21 protein-coding genes, 1 pseudogene and 1 other annotated feature are annotated in these 20,610 nt (G+C 50.2%); of the genes and pseudogenes, 1 reads left to right on the top strand and 21 read right to left on the bottom strand.

Going from position 1 to position 20,610, the window contains the following annotated elements:
* Positions 1-15 precede the first annotated feature (15 nt).
* The 5 genes from SBI19_RS01050 to paiA form a co-directional block, all read right to left on the bottom strand.
* On the bottom strand, positions 16-1,800 hold the full coding sequence (locus SBI19_RS01050) for an ABC transporter ATP-binding protein (protein ID WP_317964342.1): 1,785 nt from the start codon (positions 1,798-1,800) through the stop codon (positions 16-18).
* A complete protein-coding gene (locus SBI19_RS01045; RefSeq protein ID WP_317964341.1) occupies positions 1,797-3,557 on the bottom strand; it encodes an ABC transporter ATP-binding protein in 1,761 nt (586 codons plus the stop codon). The genes SBI19_RS01050 and SBI19_RS01045 overlap by 4 nt, the downstream gene beginning before the upstream one ends.
* Positions 3,554-4,027 carry a hypothetical protein gene (locus SBI19_RS01040; protein ID WP_317964340.1) on the bottom strand — a complete coding sequence of 158 codons (474 nt, stop codon included), beginning with the start codon at positions 4,025-4,027 and terminating at the stop codon, positions 3,554-3,556. Before SBI19_RS01040 ends, SBI19_RS01045 begins: the two co-directional genes overlap by 4 nt.
* Before the next feature lie 219 nt (positions 4,028-4,246).
* Positions 4,247-4,855 carry a transglutaminase-like domain-containing protein gene (locus tag SBI19_RS01035; protein WP_317964339.1) on the bottom strand — a complete coding sequence of 203 codons (609 nt, stop codon included), beginning with the start codon at positions 4,853-4,855 and terminating at the stop codon, positions 4,247-4,249.
* Positions 4,856-4,924: 69 nt separating this feature from the next.
* Entirely contained in the window at positions 4,925-5,443 is a 519-nt protein-coding gene (paiA, locus tag SBI19_RS01030) for a spermidine/spermine N(1)-acetyltransferase (RefSeq protein WP_317964338.1), read from the bottom strand.
* A 215-nt stretch (positions 5,444-5,658) separates the two neighbouring features.
* Here paiA and SBI19_RS01025 point away from each other — a divergent pair, with 215 nt between their 5' ends.
* The gene (locus tag SBI19_RS01025) at positions 5,659-5,934 is read left to right on the top strand and encodes a hypothetical protein (protein ID WP_317964337.1); all 276 of its coding nucleotides are present in this window, start codon (positions 5,659-5,661) and stop codon (positions 5,932-5,934) included.
* A 22-nt stretch (positions 5,935-5,956) separates the two neighbouring features.
* Here SBI19_RS01025 and SBI19_RS01020 read toward each other — a convergent pair whose 3' ends face one another.
* The 16 genes and pseudogenes from SBI19_RS01020 to SBI19_RS00945 all read right to left on the bottom strand — a co-directional run bounded on the left by SBI19_RS01020 (position 5,957) and on the right by SBI19_RS00945 (position 20,526).
* Entirely contained in the window at positions 5,957-6,286 is a 330-nt protein-coding gene (locus SBI19_RS01020) for a hypothetical protein (RefSeq protein WP_317964336.1), read from the bottom strand.
* Positions 6,287-6,308: 22 nt separating this feature from the next.
* Positions 6,309-6,833, bottom strand: a pseudogene (locus SBI19_RS01015) (GNAT family N-acetyltransferase).
* A 40-nt stretch (positions 6,834-6,873) separates the two neighbouring features.
* A complete protein-coding gene (locus SBI19_RS01010) occupies positions 6,874-8,061 on the bottom strand; it encodes a hypothetical protein (protein WP_317964335.1) in 1,188 nt (395 codons plus the stop codon).
* A gap of 522 nt (positions 8,062-8,583) precedes the next feature.
* On the bottom strand, positions 8,584-8,871 hold the full coding sequence (locus SBI19_RS01005) for a HesB/YadR/YfhF family protein (protein WP_317964334.1): 288 nt from the start codon (positions 8,869-8,871) through the stop codon (positions 8,584-8,586).
* Between the two features lie 162 nt (positions 8,872-9,033).
* On the bottom strand, positions 9,034-9,813 hold the full coding sequence (locus SBI19_RS01000; RefSeq protein WP_317964333.1) for a squalene/phytoene synthase family protein: 780 nt from the start codon (positions 9,811-9,813) through the stop codon (positions 9,034-9,036).
* 302 nt (positions 9,814-10,115) lie between these two features.
* Positions 10,116-11,003, bottom strand: a complete 888-nt coding sequence (locus SBI19_RS00995; protein WP_317964332.1) for a L,D-transpeptidase family protein — start codon at positions 11,001-11,003, stop codon at positions 10,116-10,118.
* A gap of 175 nt (positions 11,004-11,178) precedes the next feature.
* A complete protein-coding gene (locus SBI19_RS00990) occupies positions 11,179-11,412 on the bottom strand; it encodes a DUF3892 domain-containing protein (protein ID WP_317964331.1) in 234 nt (77 codons plus the stop codon).
* A 110-nt stretch (positions 11,413-11,522) separates the two neighbouring features.
* On the bottom strand, positions 11,523-13,022 hold the full coding sequence (locus tag SBI19_RS00985; protein WP_317964330.1) for an IMP dehydrogenase: 1,500 nt from the start codon (positions 13,020-13,022) through the stop codon (positions 11,523-11,525).
* A gap of 65 nt (positions 13,023-13,087) precedes the next feature.
* Complete coding sequence (locus tag SBI19_RS00980) at positions 13,088-13,618, bottom strand: GNAT family N-acetyltransferase (protein WP_317964329.1); 531 nt, start codon at positions 13,616-13,618, stop codon at positions 13,088-13,090.
* Positions 13,619-13,748: 130 nt separating this feature from the next.
* Positions 13,749-14,306, bottom strand: coding sequence for an SLOG family protein (locus SBI19_RS00975; RefSeq protein ID WP_317964328.1), 558 nt, complete (start codon positions 14,304-14,306; stop codon positions 13,749-13,751).
* A gap of 144 nt (positions 14,307-14,450) precedes the next feature.
* A complete protein-coding gene (locus SBI19_RS00970; RefSeq protein ID WP_317964327.1) occupies positions 14,451-14,594 on the bottom strand; it encodes a hypothetical protein in 144 nt (47 codons plus the stop codon).
* Between the two features lie 60 nt (positions 14,595-14,654).
* Complete coding sequence (locus SBI19_RS00965; protein ID WP_317964326.1) at positions 14,655-15,881, bottom strand: MFS transporter; 1,227 nt, start codon at positions 15,879-15,881, stop codon at positions 14,655-14,657.
* Positions 15,882-15,929: 48 nt separating this feature from the next.
* The gene (locus SBI19_RS00960; RefSeq protein ID WP_317964325.1) at positions 15,930-16,481 is read right to left on the bottom strand and encodes a hypothetical protein; all 552 of its coding nucleotides are present in this window, start codon (positions 16,479-16,481) and stop codon (positions 15,930-15,932) included.
* 15 nt (positions 16,482-16,496) lie between these two features.
* Positions 16,497-17,693, bottom strand: coding sequence for an aminotransferase class I/II-fold pyridoxal phosphate-dependent enzyme (locus SBI19_RS00955; protein ID WP_483312215.1), 1,197 nt, complete (start codon positions 17,691-17,693; stop codon positions 16,497-16,499).
* A 99-nt stretch (positions 17,694-17,792) separates the two neighbouring features.
* Positions 17,793-18,024, bottom strand: a binding site (T-box leader).
* A 110-nt stretch (positions 18,025-18,134) separates the two neighbouring features.
* On the bottom strand, positions 18,135-18,761 hold the full coding sequence (locus tag SBI19_RS00950; RefSeq protein ID WP_317964324.1) for a GyrI-like domain-containing protein: 627 nt from the start codon (positions 18,759-18,761) through the stop codon (positions 18,135-18,137).
* Positions 18,762-18,783: 22 nt separating this feature from the next.
* Complete coding sequence (locus SBI19_RS00945) at positions 18,784-20,526, bottom strand: stalk domain-containing protein (protein ID WP_317964323.1); 1,743 nt, start codon at positions 20,524-20,526, stop codon at positions 18,784-18,786.
* Positions 20,527-20,610: the final 84 nt, after the last annotated feature.

The following is a 20,610-nucleotide window of genomic DNA, read 5'->3' as shown; positions in this document are numbered from 1 at the left end:
CTCTTATTAATGCTCTTACACCGCCTTCGCATTCTGCTGAAACAGCATCCGATACAGCTCGCTCCGCTCCCACAATTCCTCGTGTTTGCCTTCATCGACTAATCTCCCGTTATCCATCAGCAGGATGCGATCCGCGTTCCGGACCGAGGAGAATCGATGGGCGATGACGATGAACGTTCGCTCACCTGTCAGCTGTTCGAGCGCTGCATTGATTTGCACCTCGGAAGCATGGTCGAGCATGGAGGTCGCTTCATCCAACACCACAATACTCACCTTTGACAAAATAACACGCGCAAGCGCCAACCGCTGGCGCTGACCGCCTGACAACTGAACACCGCGCTCGCCGATCATTGTCTCGTAGCGCTCAGGCAGCTGACTCACAAACTCGTCCATGTACGCGAGCTTACAGGCTTCTTCCAGCTCGACATCGCTGGCGTCTGGCCGAGCAAGTCGGACATTGTCCGCGATCGACATATTGAAGATGGCCGGGTCCTGCATCACAACGCCAATCTCGCGGCGAAGTGCACTCGCCTGAACTTCCGTCATCCTCCGTCCTCCAACACACACTTCACCAACCGAAGGCTCGTACATGCCGAGCATGAGCTTCGCCAGCGTGCTCTTGCCAGAGCCGCTTCGTCCGACAATGGCAACACGCGAACCCCGCTCCACTTGGAGCGATATATTCTCTATCGCATCGCGATTCATGCCATCGTAACGATAACTGACCTGCTGCAGCGTCATTGCATGCAGCGAGACCTCAGCCTCACCGTTCACCTCATCAACCCCAACAGCTCCTTCGGAGAACATCTTATCCTGCTTCGACGTTTCCCCGATCATCTCTTTCACACGCTCAAGCGATGGAATATCGCCTGCGAGCTGCAGGTCCATCTCGGTGATTTTGCCAATGTGAGAGAAGAACTGCTCATAATACATCATGAACACGAGCAGCGTGCCGATCGACATGTCGCCGTAGATGATCAGCAGTCCACCGATGAAATACACATTCATCCGTGTAATGAAGAAGTCCTTCACCGCTTGGAACGATCGATTGCCGTACCAATACATATGCTGCCGGAAGAACGCCTTGGATATCGCGTGCCAATGCACCGTGAACTGCAGCGTCACCCGCTTCTCCATGCCGTTTGCCTTGATCTCTTTCCAGCCGCGCAGCGAATGCGCAAGCCAGCCTTCATATTGCCCGAACCGTTGACGCAATTGCTCGGACGTTCGCCGCGCGCCTTTGCCAAGCCAGCGGACCATCCAGAACGACACAGGCACCATGAGCATGCCGAACAATGCCAGCTGCCAACTGAATGCGAACATCATTACACCGCCGACAAGCAGATAAGACCAGCTAAATCCATATTCGAGCAACTGCTTGCTGAAGAAACGGTCCACCGCATCAACGTCCTGCTCGATCCGGTTCTTCAGATCGCCCTTGTTCATCCGTTCATATTGGGCAAACGGCATACGTACATACCGTCCCCATACCAAGCGCCGCAGCGTGAACGTCAATCGATTGGACAACCGATTGCCAGCTGCCGTCTGTCCGCCTCTTATCGCACTATCCAATAGATAGATTCCGATATACCCGCCGCATATCCACCATAACGCATTCAGATTCTGCCCGACCATCACTCGGTCAACCAGCTGCTTGAATAGGAGCGGTGACAGCATGCCAAGCGCTAATAGTAGAAGCTGTAAACCAGCAAGCCCGAAGAGCAGTCTTCGCTGTTTCTGCCATACCCCTTCGTAAGCACGCAGCCAAGTCCAACGCTTCATCGTCCAACGCCTCTTCATCCTACTGCCACCTCCTCCAGCTCCGAATACTGCGCTTTGAATAGTGTACGGTATGCTTCGCTTGTTCGAAGCAGCTCCTCATGCGGTCCGAATGCTGCGATACGCCCATCCTCCAGCACTGCAACTTGATCCGCTTCCAGTATCGTCGATAGCCGGTGTGCAATGATCATGACCGTCGTCTCCTCACCGATCTGCCGCCATCCAGCCTTCACTGCATGTTCGGCTTCACCATCAAGCGCCGAGGTTGCTTCGTCGAACACAATAATGCGCTTCTGATTTAGAAAAGTTCGCGCCAGCGCAATCCGCTGCTGCTGACCGCCTGACATCGTTACACCACCGCTGCCGCCATACAACGTATCCAACCCGCTTGGCAATCGCACAATATCTTCGGCAATCGATGCCTTGCGGCATGCTTCCCATAGTTCTTCATCGGTTCGCGTGCCGCTTCCCCATAGCAGATTCGAGCGAATCGTTCCTTCGAATAGATAAGGTTCCTGCAAAGCCGCTCCAACCGCTTCCCGAACAGACGCGAGGCTGCATTCAGAGATCGGCACACCGTCGATTCGGATCTCTCCTTCATCAGGCTCATACATCCGAAGAAGCAGCGAGACGAGCGTACTCTTGCCGCCTCCGCTCTTGCCGACGATCGCGACGGTCTCGCCGCCGCAAATTCGCAGATTGATGCCCGACAGCACCGGCGTATCGGGCCGATAACGGAAGGAGACATTGTCGAACGTTATGTCTCCGCTCGTCACTTGCAGCTTCGGCGCATCCTTCATCGCCGGCTCTGTCTCTTCATTGAGAAGCGCAATGACACGCGCGAGACTGACTTTATTTTGCTGAAGACGGCCATTGGCTCCACTCATATTCCGCAGCAGCCCATTCGCCCGGGAGAAATATTCGATCATCGCGATGAAACCGCCAAGCGTCAAATGACCCTTCACGATTAACAAACTCGCCACCACATAAAGCGTAAGATCCGAGACGAGCGTGACGAACCCAACCGCCCGATCCGTACCGAATTGAATCGCACTGGTCTTGTTCTTCAATCGCATATAAGTAACAATGCTATCGACAAACTGACGGGATGTGTAGCGTTCAGCACCCATCAGTCGAATATCTCGCAGACCGGACAGCATCTCGACGCACCAGCCCATCAGCTTGCCGTACTGCTTGCGCTGTGCATCCATCCGCTTCTTCGTCGCTTGCGTGAATGCAAGCGTTGTGAAGGTAACGACAGGAACCACCAGAATCATGAGCAGTCCAAGGTACAGATTGGCATACAGCACGAACCCGATCGCCGTCATGAGCCGCAGAGCATTCGCAGATAGGTAGAAAATATTCCAGTGAATCAGGTTCATCGCTTCTTCCGCGTCCCGATTGATGACCGTCATCATTTCCCCTGTGCTGCTCGTATGGAAGAACGAAGCTTTGAGCGACACGATGCGTTCATACAGCCGCTTGCGGATATCGAAGGTGAAGCGAGTGACCATGTAGGTCCAAACGCTGTTGAGCACGAGGTGCAGTCCTTGCTCCGTCAGGTAGATGAGACCATAGCCGATCACGATGAATTTGAAGAAGCCAAGATTGCGATGATAGAACACTTCGTCAACGAGCATGCCGAACAAATACGGATAGACCATGCCGATAATCGAGGTTACAAGTACACAGAGGAATAGATTCAAGAAGCTGAGCTTGTACCGCCGTATGATCGGCCATAGCGCGGTCAACGCACTGCGAATCGTTACGGTTGTCATTGTGCGTCTCCCCCTTTGCTGCCGAACAACTTCTCTTTCACCGACTGCTTGCCTACTGGCAGATCAACCGTTATCTTTGAATCTTGGCTGTCTGCCTCCTTCATAGCCGTATCCCATTGCCCAGCATCCGTCCGAATTTGCACAGTGCTGCCAACGTCGCTAGCTTCAATACTCGCAATCTCGCCATCATAGCGATTACCGCTGTCCTCGACATACCAGACAACATCGTCTCCCACATGAAGTTCAATCGATTCAAGCTTTTTATCCAGCTTGGCGGCTAGTAAATTTCCCCCAGCATCATCCTTATTCCCATCTCCCACATGCGCCTGAACCGAGATGTATTCACGCACGGTGATGCTGCTCGTCAGCAGCGAGAGTCCGACGATAAGCGCGATAATGAAGCACAGTGCTGCTATCGGTGTTCGGATGAACAAATTGAAATACCCATTCCATAATTTCGCCTTTGGCATGGTGACGCCGTCCTTTTCATCGAAATGGAACTATTAACCGCAGACTAACATCGTACTGAAAGATTACTATTTTGTAAATCTATCCTTTTTTCTATACCCTGAACGCAACAGAATACAAACATTATCTTATAAAATATGAAAAACCCTCCATATCGGAGGGTCTGTAATTACTGCTCTAGTGAGAGGCATCACAATAGATAAAATCATTTGTTGTAATCCCTACAACTCCTGCGGCAAACCATGCTGATACATTTCCACACAATTCGTGTTCCGCCGGAGCGTTTCAATCGTCTTCGGATTGGGTGCTGCGTAGATCACGGGGTAATCGACCTCCTCATATTCCTGCCGAATGGGGAACGCGAGTTTCTCTTCATGCAATGAAAATTCCGCTTCAATCCCTGGTTTATTGCCTCTTGCATCGAACCGAATCCATCGGCCTAACTCTGCAATATAAGCAGCATTCAGCGCATGAATGCAATAGCCCGTGTCCGGCGTATCTCCCAGTGTTAGACGCTGATAGCAGAAGCCAGTAGGGATGCCCGCACTTCTTAGAATCGCACTCAGCAGATTGGATTTCGCATAGCAGATGCCTTCCCGATATCGCAGCACTTCAGACGCAGAGCAAGTCACCCGATCGCTGCGTAAATCCCAGGAATGATGAATCTCATCCCGTACGAATTCGAAAGCTCTTCGAATGAAGTCAATCGTGTCTTTGCCCTCTTCCGACAAACTAGCGCTCAACCGCACGATAGCTGGGTCGTGATAGTCCACTTCCTCCGATACAGCCAGATAATCATCCAAATCCTCTGAATCACAAATCAAATTCATCGCTTTCACCTCTCCCACAGAATGACTTACACAGGAGTGCCTGTTCAAACTTCGTACCGATGAGATCGGTCAATCGAGCAATCGAGTCATAATGAAGTCGATCTGTTCTTCATCTCCCATGTAGAACGCATGAGCTCCTGTTTGAACAAACTTCAATTTGGCATAAAATGCGATAGCCCGCTCATTCCTCTCCCAGACTCCCAGCCATACCTTCTTTTTATTGAAGTCACTAGCAATTTCTATCGCTTTATCGATTAGGTATTTGCCCAGCCCCTGTTTCTGATAGATCATTCTTACATAGATTCTCTCGATTTCAAGCGAATCATCGCCCATTGGTTCCGTTTGGGCCTCGTTCGTATTGATCTTCAGATACCCAGCAATTTCATTATTGAAATATATAAAATAAAACGCTGAAGCAGCGTTGGATAATTCTTGTTCTAATTGCGGTAAGTTAAATGCTTTGTCCAGATAAGCAGTCATATTGTCTGGCGAATTGTGATCTCTGAAGGTATCCGTAAATGTTTCAATACTAATCTCTTGAAGGATGCTCAGATCATCAATGCTGCACTTCTTTATATCTATTGTCATATGATTTGGTTCTCCTTTACGGTAGCTAGCTGAATGGTTTGATTGTAGAGAACAAAGCATACAATAATTTTGTTGCATTTGCAACAAAAACAGACGAAACCACCTATCCGCTGTATAAATATGCATATATATGATAGTATATTCAATCCATCAAATACGCAACTTCTATAAACGAATAACGTCGATATGTTATCCAAGTAATGTGGAGGTTAGCGATGAGACAACCGTTAAGACGCGTGGCATTCGTCTTCTTATTAGCTATTGTCGCAATTCTTATGTACGACTACTTCACAACGTCTCGATCCGAGGCGATTCAAATCGCCGAACGATATAACGCCGCAGAGTCATTCCGATGGAAAGTTGGCGAAGCAATCAGCGAGAAGGGAAACTGGGTCATTCAATTGACGCCAGTCGAACAATTGAAAGAAGCAGAATGGCTTTACATCGATAAATTTTCGGGGAGGATCAACAAGATCGAGGCCACGGAGTAATCGTGATGGAAGGAGGTGATTGCTATACAACCCCGCCTCTTCTCATCATGAGGGCAGACGCCAGATACATAAGAAGAACTACGGCATACAGATTGAATACACTTGGGATCGAAGCAATCGACAAGTAAACGCCCATGGGCAGGGACCAGACCAGCGCGATCCCCATCAAGTATCGAAGCTTATAGATCGAGGCTACGACGCCAACACAAGCGGGAATGACCAGCATAATAAGTATCACTAGCATCGTATAATTGCTTACCTCTTGGCTCGAATAAGGGTTCCAGAACATGAGAATCACGCTCAATACAATGCTAAGGAATGATCCTGTCAGCCCTATAAGCGAAAGCTTCATCGTCCAAACCTCCTGCCGTTAATTAGAACTTGCAATACCAGAACACAGCCTTCTCACCTGCAACCGAAGGCAAATTAGCGTACAGCATGGAATCTACACCGCCTATGCTGAAGTTATTTCTCGCATAGAACCGGCAGGCTGACAAGTTAATATCCTGCGTTTCCAGCATCAAACCTTGCAGGCCAAGCCCCTTCGCCCATTGGATCGCTTATGCAAGCAGCTCGGACCCGATCCCTCGTCTTCTCCAAGTCTCGGCTATGCCAATATGATCGATATACGCAAACCGGTTCCAATTCGAACGCAGCTGAATTTGTCCAACACACTTCTCATCCGAGTAATATAGAAATACGGCTTTATCTTCATCATTCATATAGCAATCGTCGATTACTTCATGTTCATATTGCTTGAAGTACGGACTAGTCAGGAGTTCCTCCGTATAAGTCCACTTACCGTCCTTATAGCTTGGGACAATACGACCAATTACCATAAAGCCCTCGTTCGACTTGTTGAAGTCACACCGGTTGAAATGCGTCATTTTACGAATCATCGCGATCTCCTTCATTTTCCGAATTCTCGCCAGCGGTCCTCTAATAACCAGTTGTCAGAAAACACTCGAGCCAATGAAGGTATTTGCTCATCTCCTTGCGAAATTCCTCCGTATTCTTAAATCCTCTGCTGTCTACAGGTACTAGTTTCTCATCGTTCATCATATGTGCAGCCATTTGCGACCTGATGAAATATTCATCGAAATGGATTTGATCTACATATGCGCGGAATTTCCCCCTCATCACAACGTGCTGGAACACGATAGTATACTTACCTTGATAAACGACGATGCCTCCAGTATCGATTAAACGATCGTCTGTTTGAGTCCTCTCGTATCCATACTTTGCAAGGGTCGGATCAACCAAGCCCTCATACACGGAAAGGAGATCCATGTCTTCCATCTCATTAGATTCCAGCCAGGGAATACCTACTTCAGCGATATCAATCAACAATTGGTCGAGACCCTTCACAAGTTCAATTTGGGTAGCAAAATGAATAAATCGTGTATATCCATGCTGCTGCAGCCATTCAATATCCTCTTCATCAAAAGAGGGATGCATGTATGTAATGACAACGCACTGTTTAGTCGCAAGATTGAACATGATCTCGTATCGATATCCGTTTATCTGTTTCAAGAATAAGACTCTATCATTCGTCTTATTTTGATACCTATACCCTTTCGACTGAAGAAACTCTCCGGCATGATGAACGATCACATCTTGAATAGCCCTGACAGTCAACTTCTTAGGGTTGCTCTTTTCATAAAATACAATATGCTTTCGTTCCAACTCATCGCGATCTTCCAATTCCAGAAAGCGATATTCCATTCCTTGATAAGGTTCAAGCCCGAAAGCTTGCAGGAACTTTATCAATGTCTGACCTTTCAACGCTGATGACAAAAGTTGATGAAGTAACTCCTCATATGCTGATGAATCCGCGATAAGCGGCAGCAACACTTCCTCGATGAAGTCCGATTGGAGAGAATCATATCCATGACGGATAGAAGAAACCGCGGTCCCGTCTCGATAAAACGTGCATGCCCAGAATAAATCATTGTCCTTCAGATTGATGACGACTGTATCCAGTTTGGTAGAGATCTTCGCGGCGAGCTTTGCGATCGATTTCGTGCTTTCTTCCAAGCTAATGCCGATTGTGTCATGTTTCCCCTCGATCAAGAAATAACTCCCTGGAACCAAATTCGCATCTTTATTTAATTGGTTGCGAAGCAATTCCGCTCCCCTAACTACGATAAGATCTAAATACGAGCTCATCATTACTCTCCTTTGTATGACGAACCTAGCTGGACCGGAACAACAAAGGGGTACCAGCAGCATCCATAGTCTTTTTATAAACTCGCTCCGAACCCGAACGGCAGGTAAAGGTCGCCAACGCGCCTATTCCGTAGGGAACATGTCTATTATCAAGCCAACGGTTGCCATAGAGTCTATTGCTGTATTTTCACAATAGAATCGCCTTTACCAGCACGAATAGCTCCGCTCACAACCGTTGGTCCAGCAAATCCTATCTTTTCGGCACATTAGCCGCTCCTGCAACCGTTGAACACATCTCGGACAGACAGCCAGTCCCCAACACACCATACTTGCAGAGTCGCTGCCCAACACCTTTATTTTCTTCGTCCTTATTACCAAATCCTCCCTTCCCCAATCGCCATTATTGCCCAAATAAAAAAAGCCGCAGAAATCTGCGGCTTTCCTTCATCCATCTTCTATCCGATTAATCCTCTAAGCGACCTACGCGACCTTAAAGCCGACGCCGTCACCCTGTGGTTCGAATTGCAAATATAAGTCCTTATTCTCCAAATACCAGAGCTGATCCTCCAGCATGTAAAATTCGATGCCTTCGCTCTCGACCCGAATGCGCGGAGCACTCGAGTTCTCCTTAATGATGCCTAGGCTCATGCCGGGCACGACGCTGCCGCAGCCTCCGAGCCGAACATAAATATGAAGCTGATCGCCAGGCTGCAGCTCCATCTCATCAATGTACCAGCGCGCAACCGCCCCATCCACAATAATTCTCATCGCCAGCAGCTCCTGTCTCCGAAGGATATGTTCCTGATCTTATAGTATCGTGAGTCCGCGCCGTTCTCAAATGCGAATTATCACAGTTCGTCCATTCCATGCCAAGATCGACGCAGCTGTACGCACAGAAAAAGCCGCGGCCGGCGCGGCTTCTTCTCTGCTCTAGTTCAAGGAGCCGACAATCTTGAGCACAGCCGCACGCGTCAGCTTATTGCCGCCAACCGACAGCAGATTCGTTGTTGCGTGAGCAAGCGCCAGAGGGATCCGGCAGAAGCTCATTGCAGGTCCGTCCTTCAGTTCTGCAATATAATCGTCAGCCAACTTCAGATTGCGCTTCGTATATTGAAGCATGTCCTTCAAGTTCCAGCCGTCCGGGAAGAAATCGACGCCGCGCTTCAAATCCTCGTCTCGGTTGCGCATAATGTTGACGGCTTGCAGCCCTCTGCCGAAAGCGACCGCTTTGTTCATATCCGATGCCGTTCCATCGTACCACTGCCACAGCTCGGACAACATCTCGCCTACCATGCCGGCAACGCTGTATGTATACCGATCCAGATCCTCTTCCGTTCGAATGTCCCAGCCCGTGTGGACCCATTCCGCCATCTGCTCGGACATTTTCGCTGTATAACGCTGTACAATCGGCAGTGCAGTTGGTGGGCACAGGACCAGCCAGTCGTTCAGTTGCAGCGTAACGGCAGGCAGTTCCGATTGATGCGGCGCCAGCAGCTTCGTAATCGTTTCGAGCGGTTGTTCCGTATGAAGGGCATCGCGAATCCCGCTGAGCAGACTGCTCTTCAGGTTGTCCGGCAATTGCTCGTGATCTTCAATCTCGTCTATCGCACGCATGCACAAATAACCGGATGTTACGGCTTCCTTCAAGCCTGGAACCAGTCGGCTGATCGGAATGTAGAACGTCCGGCTCGTTTGTTCCAGCATTGTCATAGCATCATTCAACACAACGTTAGTGATGACAAACCCCTCCAACTAATACTTCGCGTTCTTCGTGTATTACCCGTCTTTTCTTTATGATACCATACGTTGGTCCGATGACCAAATGAGGAAGTTGTGACGAATAGCACAGGATTGCCATTAATATATGACAGTTTCATACTGACATGCCCTAGCTATGTAAAAAAGCGGCAGTCGAGGAACTTTCCATTATCCCCTGCTGCCACTAACTGTATCATAGCTCTTATGAAACAAGATCAAATCACGAGTCTCCGCACACAATACAAAACGCTCGATTATTTCTCTGCTCCGCCAGTAACCCGAATTTCTTTCTTCTTCGCGTCATAGACGACCTTGAATCCCGTCAACTCCGAAATGTTACGCAGCGGCAGCATCGTAGAATTCGCAATGACCCGTGAAGCTGAAATTTGTACAGTCTCACCGTTCAGTTTGACGGCATTCGTCAGCGGCGTGTGCACTAATGTACGATCTCCAACGACGGCGGTAACGGTCTTCTTCTCATTATTCCAAGTAACCTTCGCTCCTAGCAGCCCGAACAGCTCACGCATTGGAACGAATACCTGCGAACCAAGGATGGCGAGAGGACGCTTAAGCTCAATGACCTTGCCATTCACAACGAGCTTGCCGTCATAATCTTTCAGCACCGAATAGCCATTATTCTCGGCAATCTCAGTCATCGTGAGCTTCGAGTTGGTTATTACCGCCTTCGTACCAAGTTTGATCTGCGGGAACAGCCAATGAATATCTTCATTGTACATCCGAATGCAACCCGAACTGACATACTTGCCGATCGACTTGCTGTTATTGTTGCCGTGAATCGCATAAGTCGTGCCTGCGGTCCCATTCACATCAAGCCCCATCCAACGGTCGCCGAGCGGATTCCTTGGATCGCCGCCAGGAATATGCTCTTTGTAGTACGGACGGTTCTTGATTTTGTTCACAATCTCGAAGCTTCCTTCAGGGGTCAATTTATTCGTTCGACCCGTTGCGACAGAGAACGTCCGAATGAGCTGCCCGCCCTCGAAGAAGGCGAGTTTATTCGTCTTCTTATTAATGACTATGAGCTGATCGCTGCCCTCATCGATAGCAGCAGCGCCGCTTGCGTTAGCGAAAGGCAGCAGTAACCACAATAGCAGGCTTACAATCGTAACGATTCCCGTCATTCTTAGCTGCGGTTTCAGAACCAGACTCCCTCCCATTCCTATATTGATGATGAATCAATATATGAGCGGGACAGCCAAGGTCATCACTTAAAATTTCCTAAAATATTGCATCAAAAAGAGCCCTGATCTGATCATCAGGGCTCTTGTTCGTAAATACTCTACGCTGCTGTCGGCTTCAAAACGTAGGCAAATTGTCTAGATTGTTATCGGTTCTTCCATCCGGATCAGAACGAAGATGCTCATCCCCGTCACGCCCCCGGAATACGTTGAGATGCTCGATTTCGTTGTTCTTAACCATCGCTTGCGCGGTTTTGTAATCAACCACTCGGCCAGACGTCAGCTTGAGGTCTACGATATCGCCGTCGCCATTTTTACGAACGGCTACAACTTGCTCGATGTTATCGCTCATGTTGAATCCCTCCTTACCCATAGATTGAGCATTCTGAGCAAAACTATACAAAAAACTCGGTTCTCCGGGAGAGAACCGAGTTTCCATCATGTTGATTACCTCGTGCCAGCTTATTCGCCGGACATCGTGCTGTCCTTCAGCATAACGTCATGCGCGCCGCCTTCGACCAAGCTTGTCGCCGATACGAGCGTAATGCGTGCGGTCTGCTGCAGCTGCTCGATCGACAGCGAGCCGCAGTTGCACATCGTCGATTTGATTTTGCTGATCGTCTTGTCGAGGTTTTCCTTCAGCGTGCCTGCGTACGGTACGTACGAATCGACGCCTTCCTCGAAGACAAGCGATTGCTTGCCGCCCGTGTCATAACGCTGCCAGTTGCGAGCGCGGTTCGAGCCTTCGCCCCAGAACTCCTTCACGAAGTTGTTGCCGACCTTCAGTTTCTTCGTCGGGCTCTCGTCGAAACGAGCGAAATAACGGCCCATCATGACGAAGTCAGCGCCCATCGCCAAGGCAAGCGTAATGTGATAGTCATGCACGATGCCGCCGTCGGAGCAGATTGGCACGTAGATGCCTGTTTCTTCGAAGTACTGTTGGCGAGCCTCTGCAACTTCGATAACGGAGGAAGCTTGACCACGTCCAATGCCCTTCTGTTCGCGCGTAATGCAGATGGAACCGCCACCGATGCCGACCTTCACGAAGTCAGCACCCGCTTCGACGAGGTACAAGAATCCTTCACGGTCAACGACATTGCCTGCGCCGATCTTCACGTTAAAGTTTTCTTTGACCCACTTAACCGTATCGTATTGCCATTCCGAGTAGCCGTCCGACGAGTCGATGACGAGAATGTCGACGCCAGCGTCAACCAGCGCTGGAACACGTTCCATATAGTCCTTCGTGTTAATGCCTGCGCCTACGATGTAACGTTTGTTCGCATCCAGCAGGCCGAGCGGATTTTCTTTGTCCGCATCATAGTCTTTACGGAAGACGAGATGCTGCAGATTCTGGTTCTCGTCCACAATCGGCAGACAGTTCAGCTTCTTGTCCCAGATCAGGTTGTTCGCTTCGGGAAGCGACATGCCCGATTCACCATATATAAGGGAAGAGAATGGCGTCATGAACTCACCGATTGGCTTGTCCAGCGAATCGCGGCTCATCCGATAGTCACGACTCGTTACGATGCCTAGCAGTTTGCCGCTTGACGTTCCGTCCTCTGTAATTGCAACCGTCGAGTGACCGTTCTCTTCTTTCAGGCGAAGCACATCGCGAAGCGTTTGTTCAGGCTTCAGGTTCGAGCGGCTCACAACAAAGCCCGCTTTATATTCTTTAACTTTACGCACCATTGCCGCTTGATCTTCAATCGACTGCGAGCCGAAAATAAAAGAAATACCGCCGCATCTTGCGAGCGCAGTCGCCATGTTGTGATCGGAGACAGACTGCATAACCGCAGATGTGAACGGTATATTCATCATGATGTCAGGCTGTTCGCCCTTCTTGAATTTGCTGATAGGTGTTTTCAGTGACACATTGTCCGGTGTGCAGGTCTTGCTCGTCAGGTTCGGAATGAGCAGAAATTCACTGAATGTGCGGGATGGTTCCATATAATAGTGTGCCAATGCTCTCAACTCCTCTTCGTTTTATAATTTAAAACAAGATAACAGATTTGCAGCTAGACTGTCAATCATAAGTGATGATCGATCCAGAACCTTAACACTTCCTTACCATTCTCGTCCGTAAAGCTGACATCCGCCGAGCCGCCATTCCTAAGAATCGTCCTTGCGGAAGCCGTATTGAATTCATCGCATACGACAAGTACCTTCTCGATCCCTAATTCCTTCGTCTTCTCAAGCGCCATTGCCAGCAGCTGAGTTGCGTAGCCTTGTCTGCGTTCTGTCGGGCGTATCCCGTAACCGACATGCCCCCCGCTGTTGAACAGCTTCTCAGATAGTCGGTGCCTTATGTTCACCGCACCGATTACTTTATTGTTCGCAGTAACCAGCCAATAGGTCGAATCAGGAACCCAGCCGGCAGGCAGATTTTCATCCTTCTCGTTGTTCAATAGCGATTGCACCATTGCATCAAAATCCGTCGGGTCCTTGCTAATGACCCAAGGTACCATGTCTTCTCCGCTATCGACCCATTCTTGGTAGAAATCCAAATACGCTTCTCGAAGCTCCGTCGTTGGTTTTACTAATTGAACGTATTCAGGCATCGATATCTCCCCCCGTTCCATTATCATTGAAGTCGGAACACAATAGCACCATATTAGAAGGGCACCCGAATGGATGCCTTTGCCTTGTTCATTGATGTACCGTATAAGTGCTTCATCTGCACAATGAATGTCAATACTCCATGTCCCGCTGTTCTTCTTCCGCCATCGTCTGTACATCCTCAGCCGTAATCGTCATAATCGGATAACCATCCTCCGCATGACGTTTCTGCGCCTTCAGCTTCATATACTTCGGGCTCGCTTCACCTGCATCCTCATCGTAGAACAGCAATAGGCCGTCTGTGCGGCGCAGCAGAAGCTCATCGCGAGCCGTCAACTGCCACACGCCTTGGTAAGGCTGCTTACTGACGAAGCCATAATAATCGACATGCTGCAGAATGCCGCGGTAATACTCCTGCTTCACTTCGTTCCACTTTTCTTCCGGGTTCGTGTAAGCGGCAAGGATAGACAGCTTCAGCTGCGGATACGTCTGTTTGAGCGCAATCGCGACTTCACAAGCCCATAGGTCCACGCCGTATTGGCCAGACGTAACGATCCACTCAAGACCTTCCTCGATGAGCGGTACCAGCCGCGATTCGATCGCTTTGCGTATGTAGGGAATGCCCTTATGCTTCTGGTCATAGATCCCGAGCTCATGTGCGCGATAGCCGGTAACGAGTAAACTTTTCATCCGATTATATCTCCTTGTTGCGACATGTGTTGATTGTAACGCCGTTCGTGCAGCGCTGTCCATGTCTAGGTCCAATACAGATGATTATGAAAAAGACTGCATAAGCGATTCGCTTGTGCAGCCTTCGTGCTTCTCGTTGTACCCTTAGCCAGTAGATGGCTTGTTTGGAAGGTGGCCCTTCTGGTTACGATTCGTTTCCGTCGCTGCGGCTTGATTGTCTTCCGCCTGCTGACTAGCTGCTCGGAAAGCCTGCTGCTGGCCATTAAAATTCTTTTCTTTGCGGCTCATCTGCTTCGCTGCCTCCTTCACATCTTCGCATGAATGACTAGCGACAATTAGGGTGTCCAATTACTCAACCTCTATGCCCTTCGTCTCTTTCCCAAGCAGCAGAACAGCCGCCGCACCGATCAGAATGGTAACGAAGAAGATGGAGAAAATCGCAGATATCGGCGTGCTTCGCTCAACCAACGCACCGACTAGATAAGGGCCGATAACGCCGCCTACCCGACCGAACGAAGCTGCCAGACCAACGCCCGTCGAACGGATCGGCGTCGGGTACAGCTCCGGCGTGTAAGCATACATTGCACCCCAAGCGCCGAGGTTGAAGAACGATAGACCGATTCCTGCCGCAATAAGCACGCCAGTCGACGTTGCGCTTCCGAACACGATCGCGCACACCGCTGTCAGGATCAAATACGCAATGAGCACGAACTTACGGCCCGCTCTTTCAATGAGATAGGCAGCTGTGAAATACCCTGGCAGCTGCGCCAACGTCATGATGAGCACATATTCGAAGCTGCGAACGAGACTGAAGCCCTTCATGACCATAACCGTCGGCAGCCATAAGAACATGCCGTAGTAAGACAGGACGACGGTAAACCAGAGAATCCACAACATAATCGTCGACCGGCGATGCGAGCTTTGCCAGATCGAAGCGATGCGATTCCCATACGACAACGATTGATTGCCTCTGGTCGTGAAACGCACAGGATCTTGAATGGCACGCCGCAGATACAGTGCATAGAGCACAGGCACCAGACCAATGGCGAATCCGATGCGCCAGCCATAGTCGGGGATGATGAAGTAGGCGATGAGCGCCGACAAAATCCAACCGCCCGCCCAGAAGCTTTCCAACAGCACAACCGCCTTGCCGCGCGATTCCGCCGGCACTGACTCGGACACGAGTGTCGAGGCTACCGGCAATTCGCCGCCAAGACCGAACCCGGCTGCGAATCGAAGCACCATTAACACGGCGAAGCTGCCGGCTAAGGCGGATAAACCGCTGGCAACGGAGAATATAACGAGCGTCCAGAGCAGAATCGCTCGTCTGCCATAACGGTCTGCCAATAGGCCGGCGGCTGCGGCACCAGCTGCCATACCGATTGAATTCGTAGCAGTTAGAAGCCCAATCTGATGAGCACCAAGTCCCCATTCGACACTTAGCGCAGCGACGATAAAGGACAACATGCCGACGTCCATTGCATCGAACAGCCAGCTTAATCCTGCGCTTAGCAGCAGCTTGCGTTGATGGCGATCGCGGCCTGCGCCTGATTTGAGAAGGATCGAATTGTTCATATCGTTACAATTCCCTGCAGACGAATGAAACATGAGTTGTACGGCTTATCATTGTTCAACATCTCCCAGGCGCTCGCCAACGACATTCCAGCGATGCGCATACTGCACGAGCCTTGGATGCATTTGACTTGATGAAGGTCCAGTAGTCAACAACAGACGAATACGGGTAATCCATGGCTCGAACGAATCGTAGCTGGCGAACATGCTCGCCGTTTCAGGCGATACCAGCAGAAACAGCGGCTTGCCGTAGGTCTCCGTCAAGTGGCGAAGCGCACTGTCGATCGGGGTATACTTCTTCCGCTTGCCTTCCAGCCCTTCGATCACAACGTCCGTCTCCTCGATCGAACGCCGCCAATCGTGTAGGAAATCCAATCTTTTGTAATAAGGACGAACCTCGTCCTTAGACATTCGCTTCGCCGTCGATTCGTGCAGCGGATATAGAATGAGCTTGCGGAATGACATTTGGTTCATCCAATCCACAGCTTGATCCAGTTCCTCCTCTGTGACGAGCTCGAACGTGTCATAGTAGACGAGTATGCCCTTGCGTGAATCCACCGGCGGCTCATAGCCGTACGGAACTTGAATGTTATTCTGTGCCAATCGCATTCCTCCTAACTACAGGGATTGAATAAAACGTTCGATCCGTGCGAGCGCCTCTTCGATCATCGGGATCGATGTCGCGTAGGAGCAGCGAATAAATCCTTCGCCGCCTTGACCGAACACATTGCCTGGGACTGTAACGACTTTGTGTTCGACTAGCAGACGCTCTGCGAACTGCTCGGAAGTCAGCCCCGTTCCTGCAATCGACGGGAAAGCATAGAACGAACCGTACGGCACATGGCATGGCAGTCCGATGCGACGGAAGCCATCTACAATGATTTGACGGCGGGTATTATAGCTTTCCACCATCCGGTCTTTATCAGGAAGACCAATTCGCAGCGACTCCAATGCAGCGATCTGACCGAGAATAGGCGCGCACATGATCGTGTACTGGTGGATTTTCAACATTGCAGCAATCAACGGTTTAGGGCCGCAAGCATAACCGACACGCCAGCCTGTCATCGCGAACGCCTTGGAGAAGCCGTTGATAAGCAATGTCCGATCTTTCATGCCAGGCACTGCTGCAAGGCTGACATGCTTCGTGCCATAAGTCAGTTCAGCGTAAATCTCGTCTGATAGAACGACCAGATCGTGTTCCTCCGCCACTTGCGCGATCGGCAGCCAATCCTCGTAGGTCATAATGCTGCCCGTCGGATTGTTCGGGTAGGAGACGATCAGCACCTTCGACTTCGGTGTAATGCTGCTGCGCAGCGCTTCAGCCGTCAGCTTGAATCCGTTGGATGCGTCTGTCGGCACTTCGACCGTCTTCGCGCGGCCGATCTCTGCAATCGGCGAATACGAGATATAGCATGGCACCGGAACAAGAATCTCATCATCCGGCTCGATGAGCGCACGCAGCGCCAGGTCGATCGCCTCGCTGCTTCCTACCGTTACGAGCACTTCGTCAGAAGGATCATAATTGACATTCCAAGACGTCCGAACATAATCCGCAATGGCGCTGCGAAGCTCCGGCATGCCTGCGTTAGACGTATAAGAAGTTTTTCCTTGCTGCAGCGCGATCATGCAAGCATCGCGTACAGGCTGCGGCGTTACGAAGTCCGGCTCGCCGATTCCGAGCGATACGATCCCTTCTTGACCAGCTGCAAGATCGAAAAACTTACGAATGCCCGACGGCTTCATGTCCCGTACGAGCGCCGCCAGCCGGCCCTCGATCGATTTGGATTTGGTTACGGTTAACGATTGACTTAGCATTGGCGGATCTCCTCACTTTAGGATCTTTGAACGGCGTTCAAAGTCGCTCCTCTTCAATTTGGGCAAACGAAAAATGAAAACAAAAAAGACCCGTCCCTAATAAGGGACGAGTCTGCACCCGTGTTACCACCCTAGTTCCGCTGCCCAATGGCAGCGACACTCGATTACGCATCTATCAATGCGCTTCCGTCTAACGCTGGAATAGCGGCATGGCTTTTCAGCCCGCTTCTCGGAGATAGCTTTCGGTTAGCGCCTGAACGTTGGTTTTCAGCTTCTCCCAACTCTCTGTTGATCAGTCGTTTAACGTACTCATTCTCGTCATTGAATTTGTCGTTCGCGAAATATGAAATTACTCGTAATTATACACCCGTCTCCTCAAAATGCAACGACAAAGTTAAAAGTTTTGTCCATGTGCAGCAGACAAGTCTAAATTTAAGTATGTTAAATAGCTGAAGAAACAGAGAAGCGCAGAATCGTTTGCCGCTTAGAAGGCTCTACCTTGCGGGCGTCGGACAAGTAAATCTCACGATGTGCCTTGGACATGCGAACCAGCTGATTCGCCTCGCAATAAGCTTCCATTCGTGCGAATGTCTCAGGTTCATCGTCATAGCTGCCCACATGCAAACATTGTACGGATGGCCCATCCGTTATCGTGACAAGCTGCAGCTTGTTCAGCAGCTCCGAATTAATCTTCCCAGCGCTAAGCGTCCTGGCTCGCTCGAATACTTGTTCCGTGACGAACTGAGGCTGACGGATCATCAAATGGTAGACGAGATGACTTTTATCAAGCTTAGAAAGCTTCCGTCCTTCTTCGTCTAGATCCCACAGTCCTTCTAACGGATACACTGTGTACTCGAAGTATCCTTCCGGCACGATCTGCTTCTTCGGCATCATCCGAATGGCGTACGATACCGCATACAACGCCTCTACCTCTTCTGCAAAATGCGGATGGTTCGGATCGCCTTTCCCTTCCAGCTGAATATAAGTCATCGGTTCAATGTCGATCCATTGCGGCGGCTGCTTCACACCGTAGATCAACTTCTCTGCTTTGCGCCATTCATGCTTCATTCCTTGAGCATTCCTCTCTCTGCTAGGTGCTTGTCACCACTTCAACCGTACGTGTCGATGCATTCCAATTCACCGTAACGCCAAGCAGACTGCCAATATCTTTAACCGGAACATAGAGGGCACCATTCAGTATGACTGGCGCGAAGGAGAGTTCCGAACCGCTTGTTCCAACCTCTGCATAAGTCTTGCCTTCTGTAATCATGAACACCCGGTCTCGATAGCTAACCGTCGTCGATTTCGTCTTACTGTCGTATGCGACCTTCGCGCCAAGCGCCTCCGTCAAGAAACGAAGCGGTACAAACATCCGGTTAGCCGCCGTCATCATGCTCGGATTAAACTCGCGAAGCTCTCCGTCGAGCGACAACTTAGCCTGTGCCTTGGAGTAGCCGGATGCCATTGCTTCAGCTTCCGTAATTGGCTTCGTCATTTCTGCGGAAATCAGGAATGCATATAGTTTGTTATCTGCTTGGACGAGCAGCGTTGTACCCACCGTCTGGAACGGACCATAGTTACGCGCACCTGTCTCGTAACGGAACTGCGCTTTACCCGATTTCACGTTAAAAGCAAGAACGGAACCATCCGTCTGCCCAATATACATCCCCGATTCGATCAAGTCGAAGCGGCTGATCGGATTATCGACTCCGTTGTAAGCGACTTGCGTGTTATCCGGGACCTTCACGCCGAACAAGCGCATATTGGTTGCATCGCTGAAATACAGCTTGCCGTTGTATGGCCCCGCGATCCAGCTTCCGTTCACGGATAAATACGCCGGTTTCGCTATCATCGGATCTGCCAGCAGACCGTAACGGTAGATCCCGTTACCACCTGCACCGATATACATATTGCTGCCGTCTATCACGATCTGACTGGAGCGATAAACATAGCCGCCCGTACTCGTCTGCGGCGATGGATACGATCTGGATTCCAACACTTCCCCAGTACGTAAGGATACAACATCCAGCTTCGCAATCGCATTCTCGGCATCATCGATATTCGGCCATTGGTCCTCATAATACAGCTTATCGCCATCGAATCCCAGCAGGTTGGAGTGGCTTCCGCCCAGCCGCCACAAGGTCTTGCCCGTCTTGGGATCGATCGCATAAGTTGTTCCGACCGTAATCGCACCGGATTCGAATGTCTCCATCAGCAGCGTGCCATTAACAAGCTTCGGAACACTCGTGCTGAAGAATTCGTCATTCCGCCATTTCTGCTTTCCGGTTGCGAGAGAAATCGCTGCGATCGTGTTCGAATTTTGCACGAATAATAGGCCTTCGGCTTCCTGAATCGACAGCCCGTTTATGGAATGCGCCGCAGCACCTTTCGCATCCGTCATCTGGTACAGCTTCGTGCCTTTCCCTGTCTTCGCATCAACCCGGTAAACCGCCCCGACTTCATCGGCAGCATAGACGAAGTTGCCTGATGTCACTACGCTGCTAAGCTGCAGCTTCTTACCATACGTCCATAACGTCTTGCCGCTGGACGCACTGACCGCATAAAGCGTACCCGACTTCACGAAGAACACATTACCGCTTGCTGCTGCGATGCTTGTGGGATTATAGATGACATCTTGCTTCGATCCACCAAGGTCAACAGACCATCGAGGTTTCGCCAGCGGTATGCTTTCTTTGTCACTTATCGTTGAATAAACATAGCTCGTGTTCACTCCCGCACTTCCCTGAGCACTAGCCGATGCCCCTGCTGCACCTGATACTGCCAATCCGATCGCCAAGCATCCTGCCGTCAGCTTCAACCATCTCGACCTCATCACGTATCCCTCCATAACCTTATATCCATAGTCAACCTATCATCGTATTCGCTGCATTCATAGACTTATGGAATCAGAGGAATG

The organism is Paenibacillus sp. CCS19 (assembly GCF_033239625.1).
In the GTDB taxonomy this organism is placed as follows: Bacteria; Bacillota; Bacilli; order Paenibacillales; family Paenibacillaceae; genus Paenibacillus_T.
Note: the sequence above shows the minus strand (reverse complement) of the source record. Positions and strands in the feature narration are given on the sequence as shown.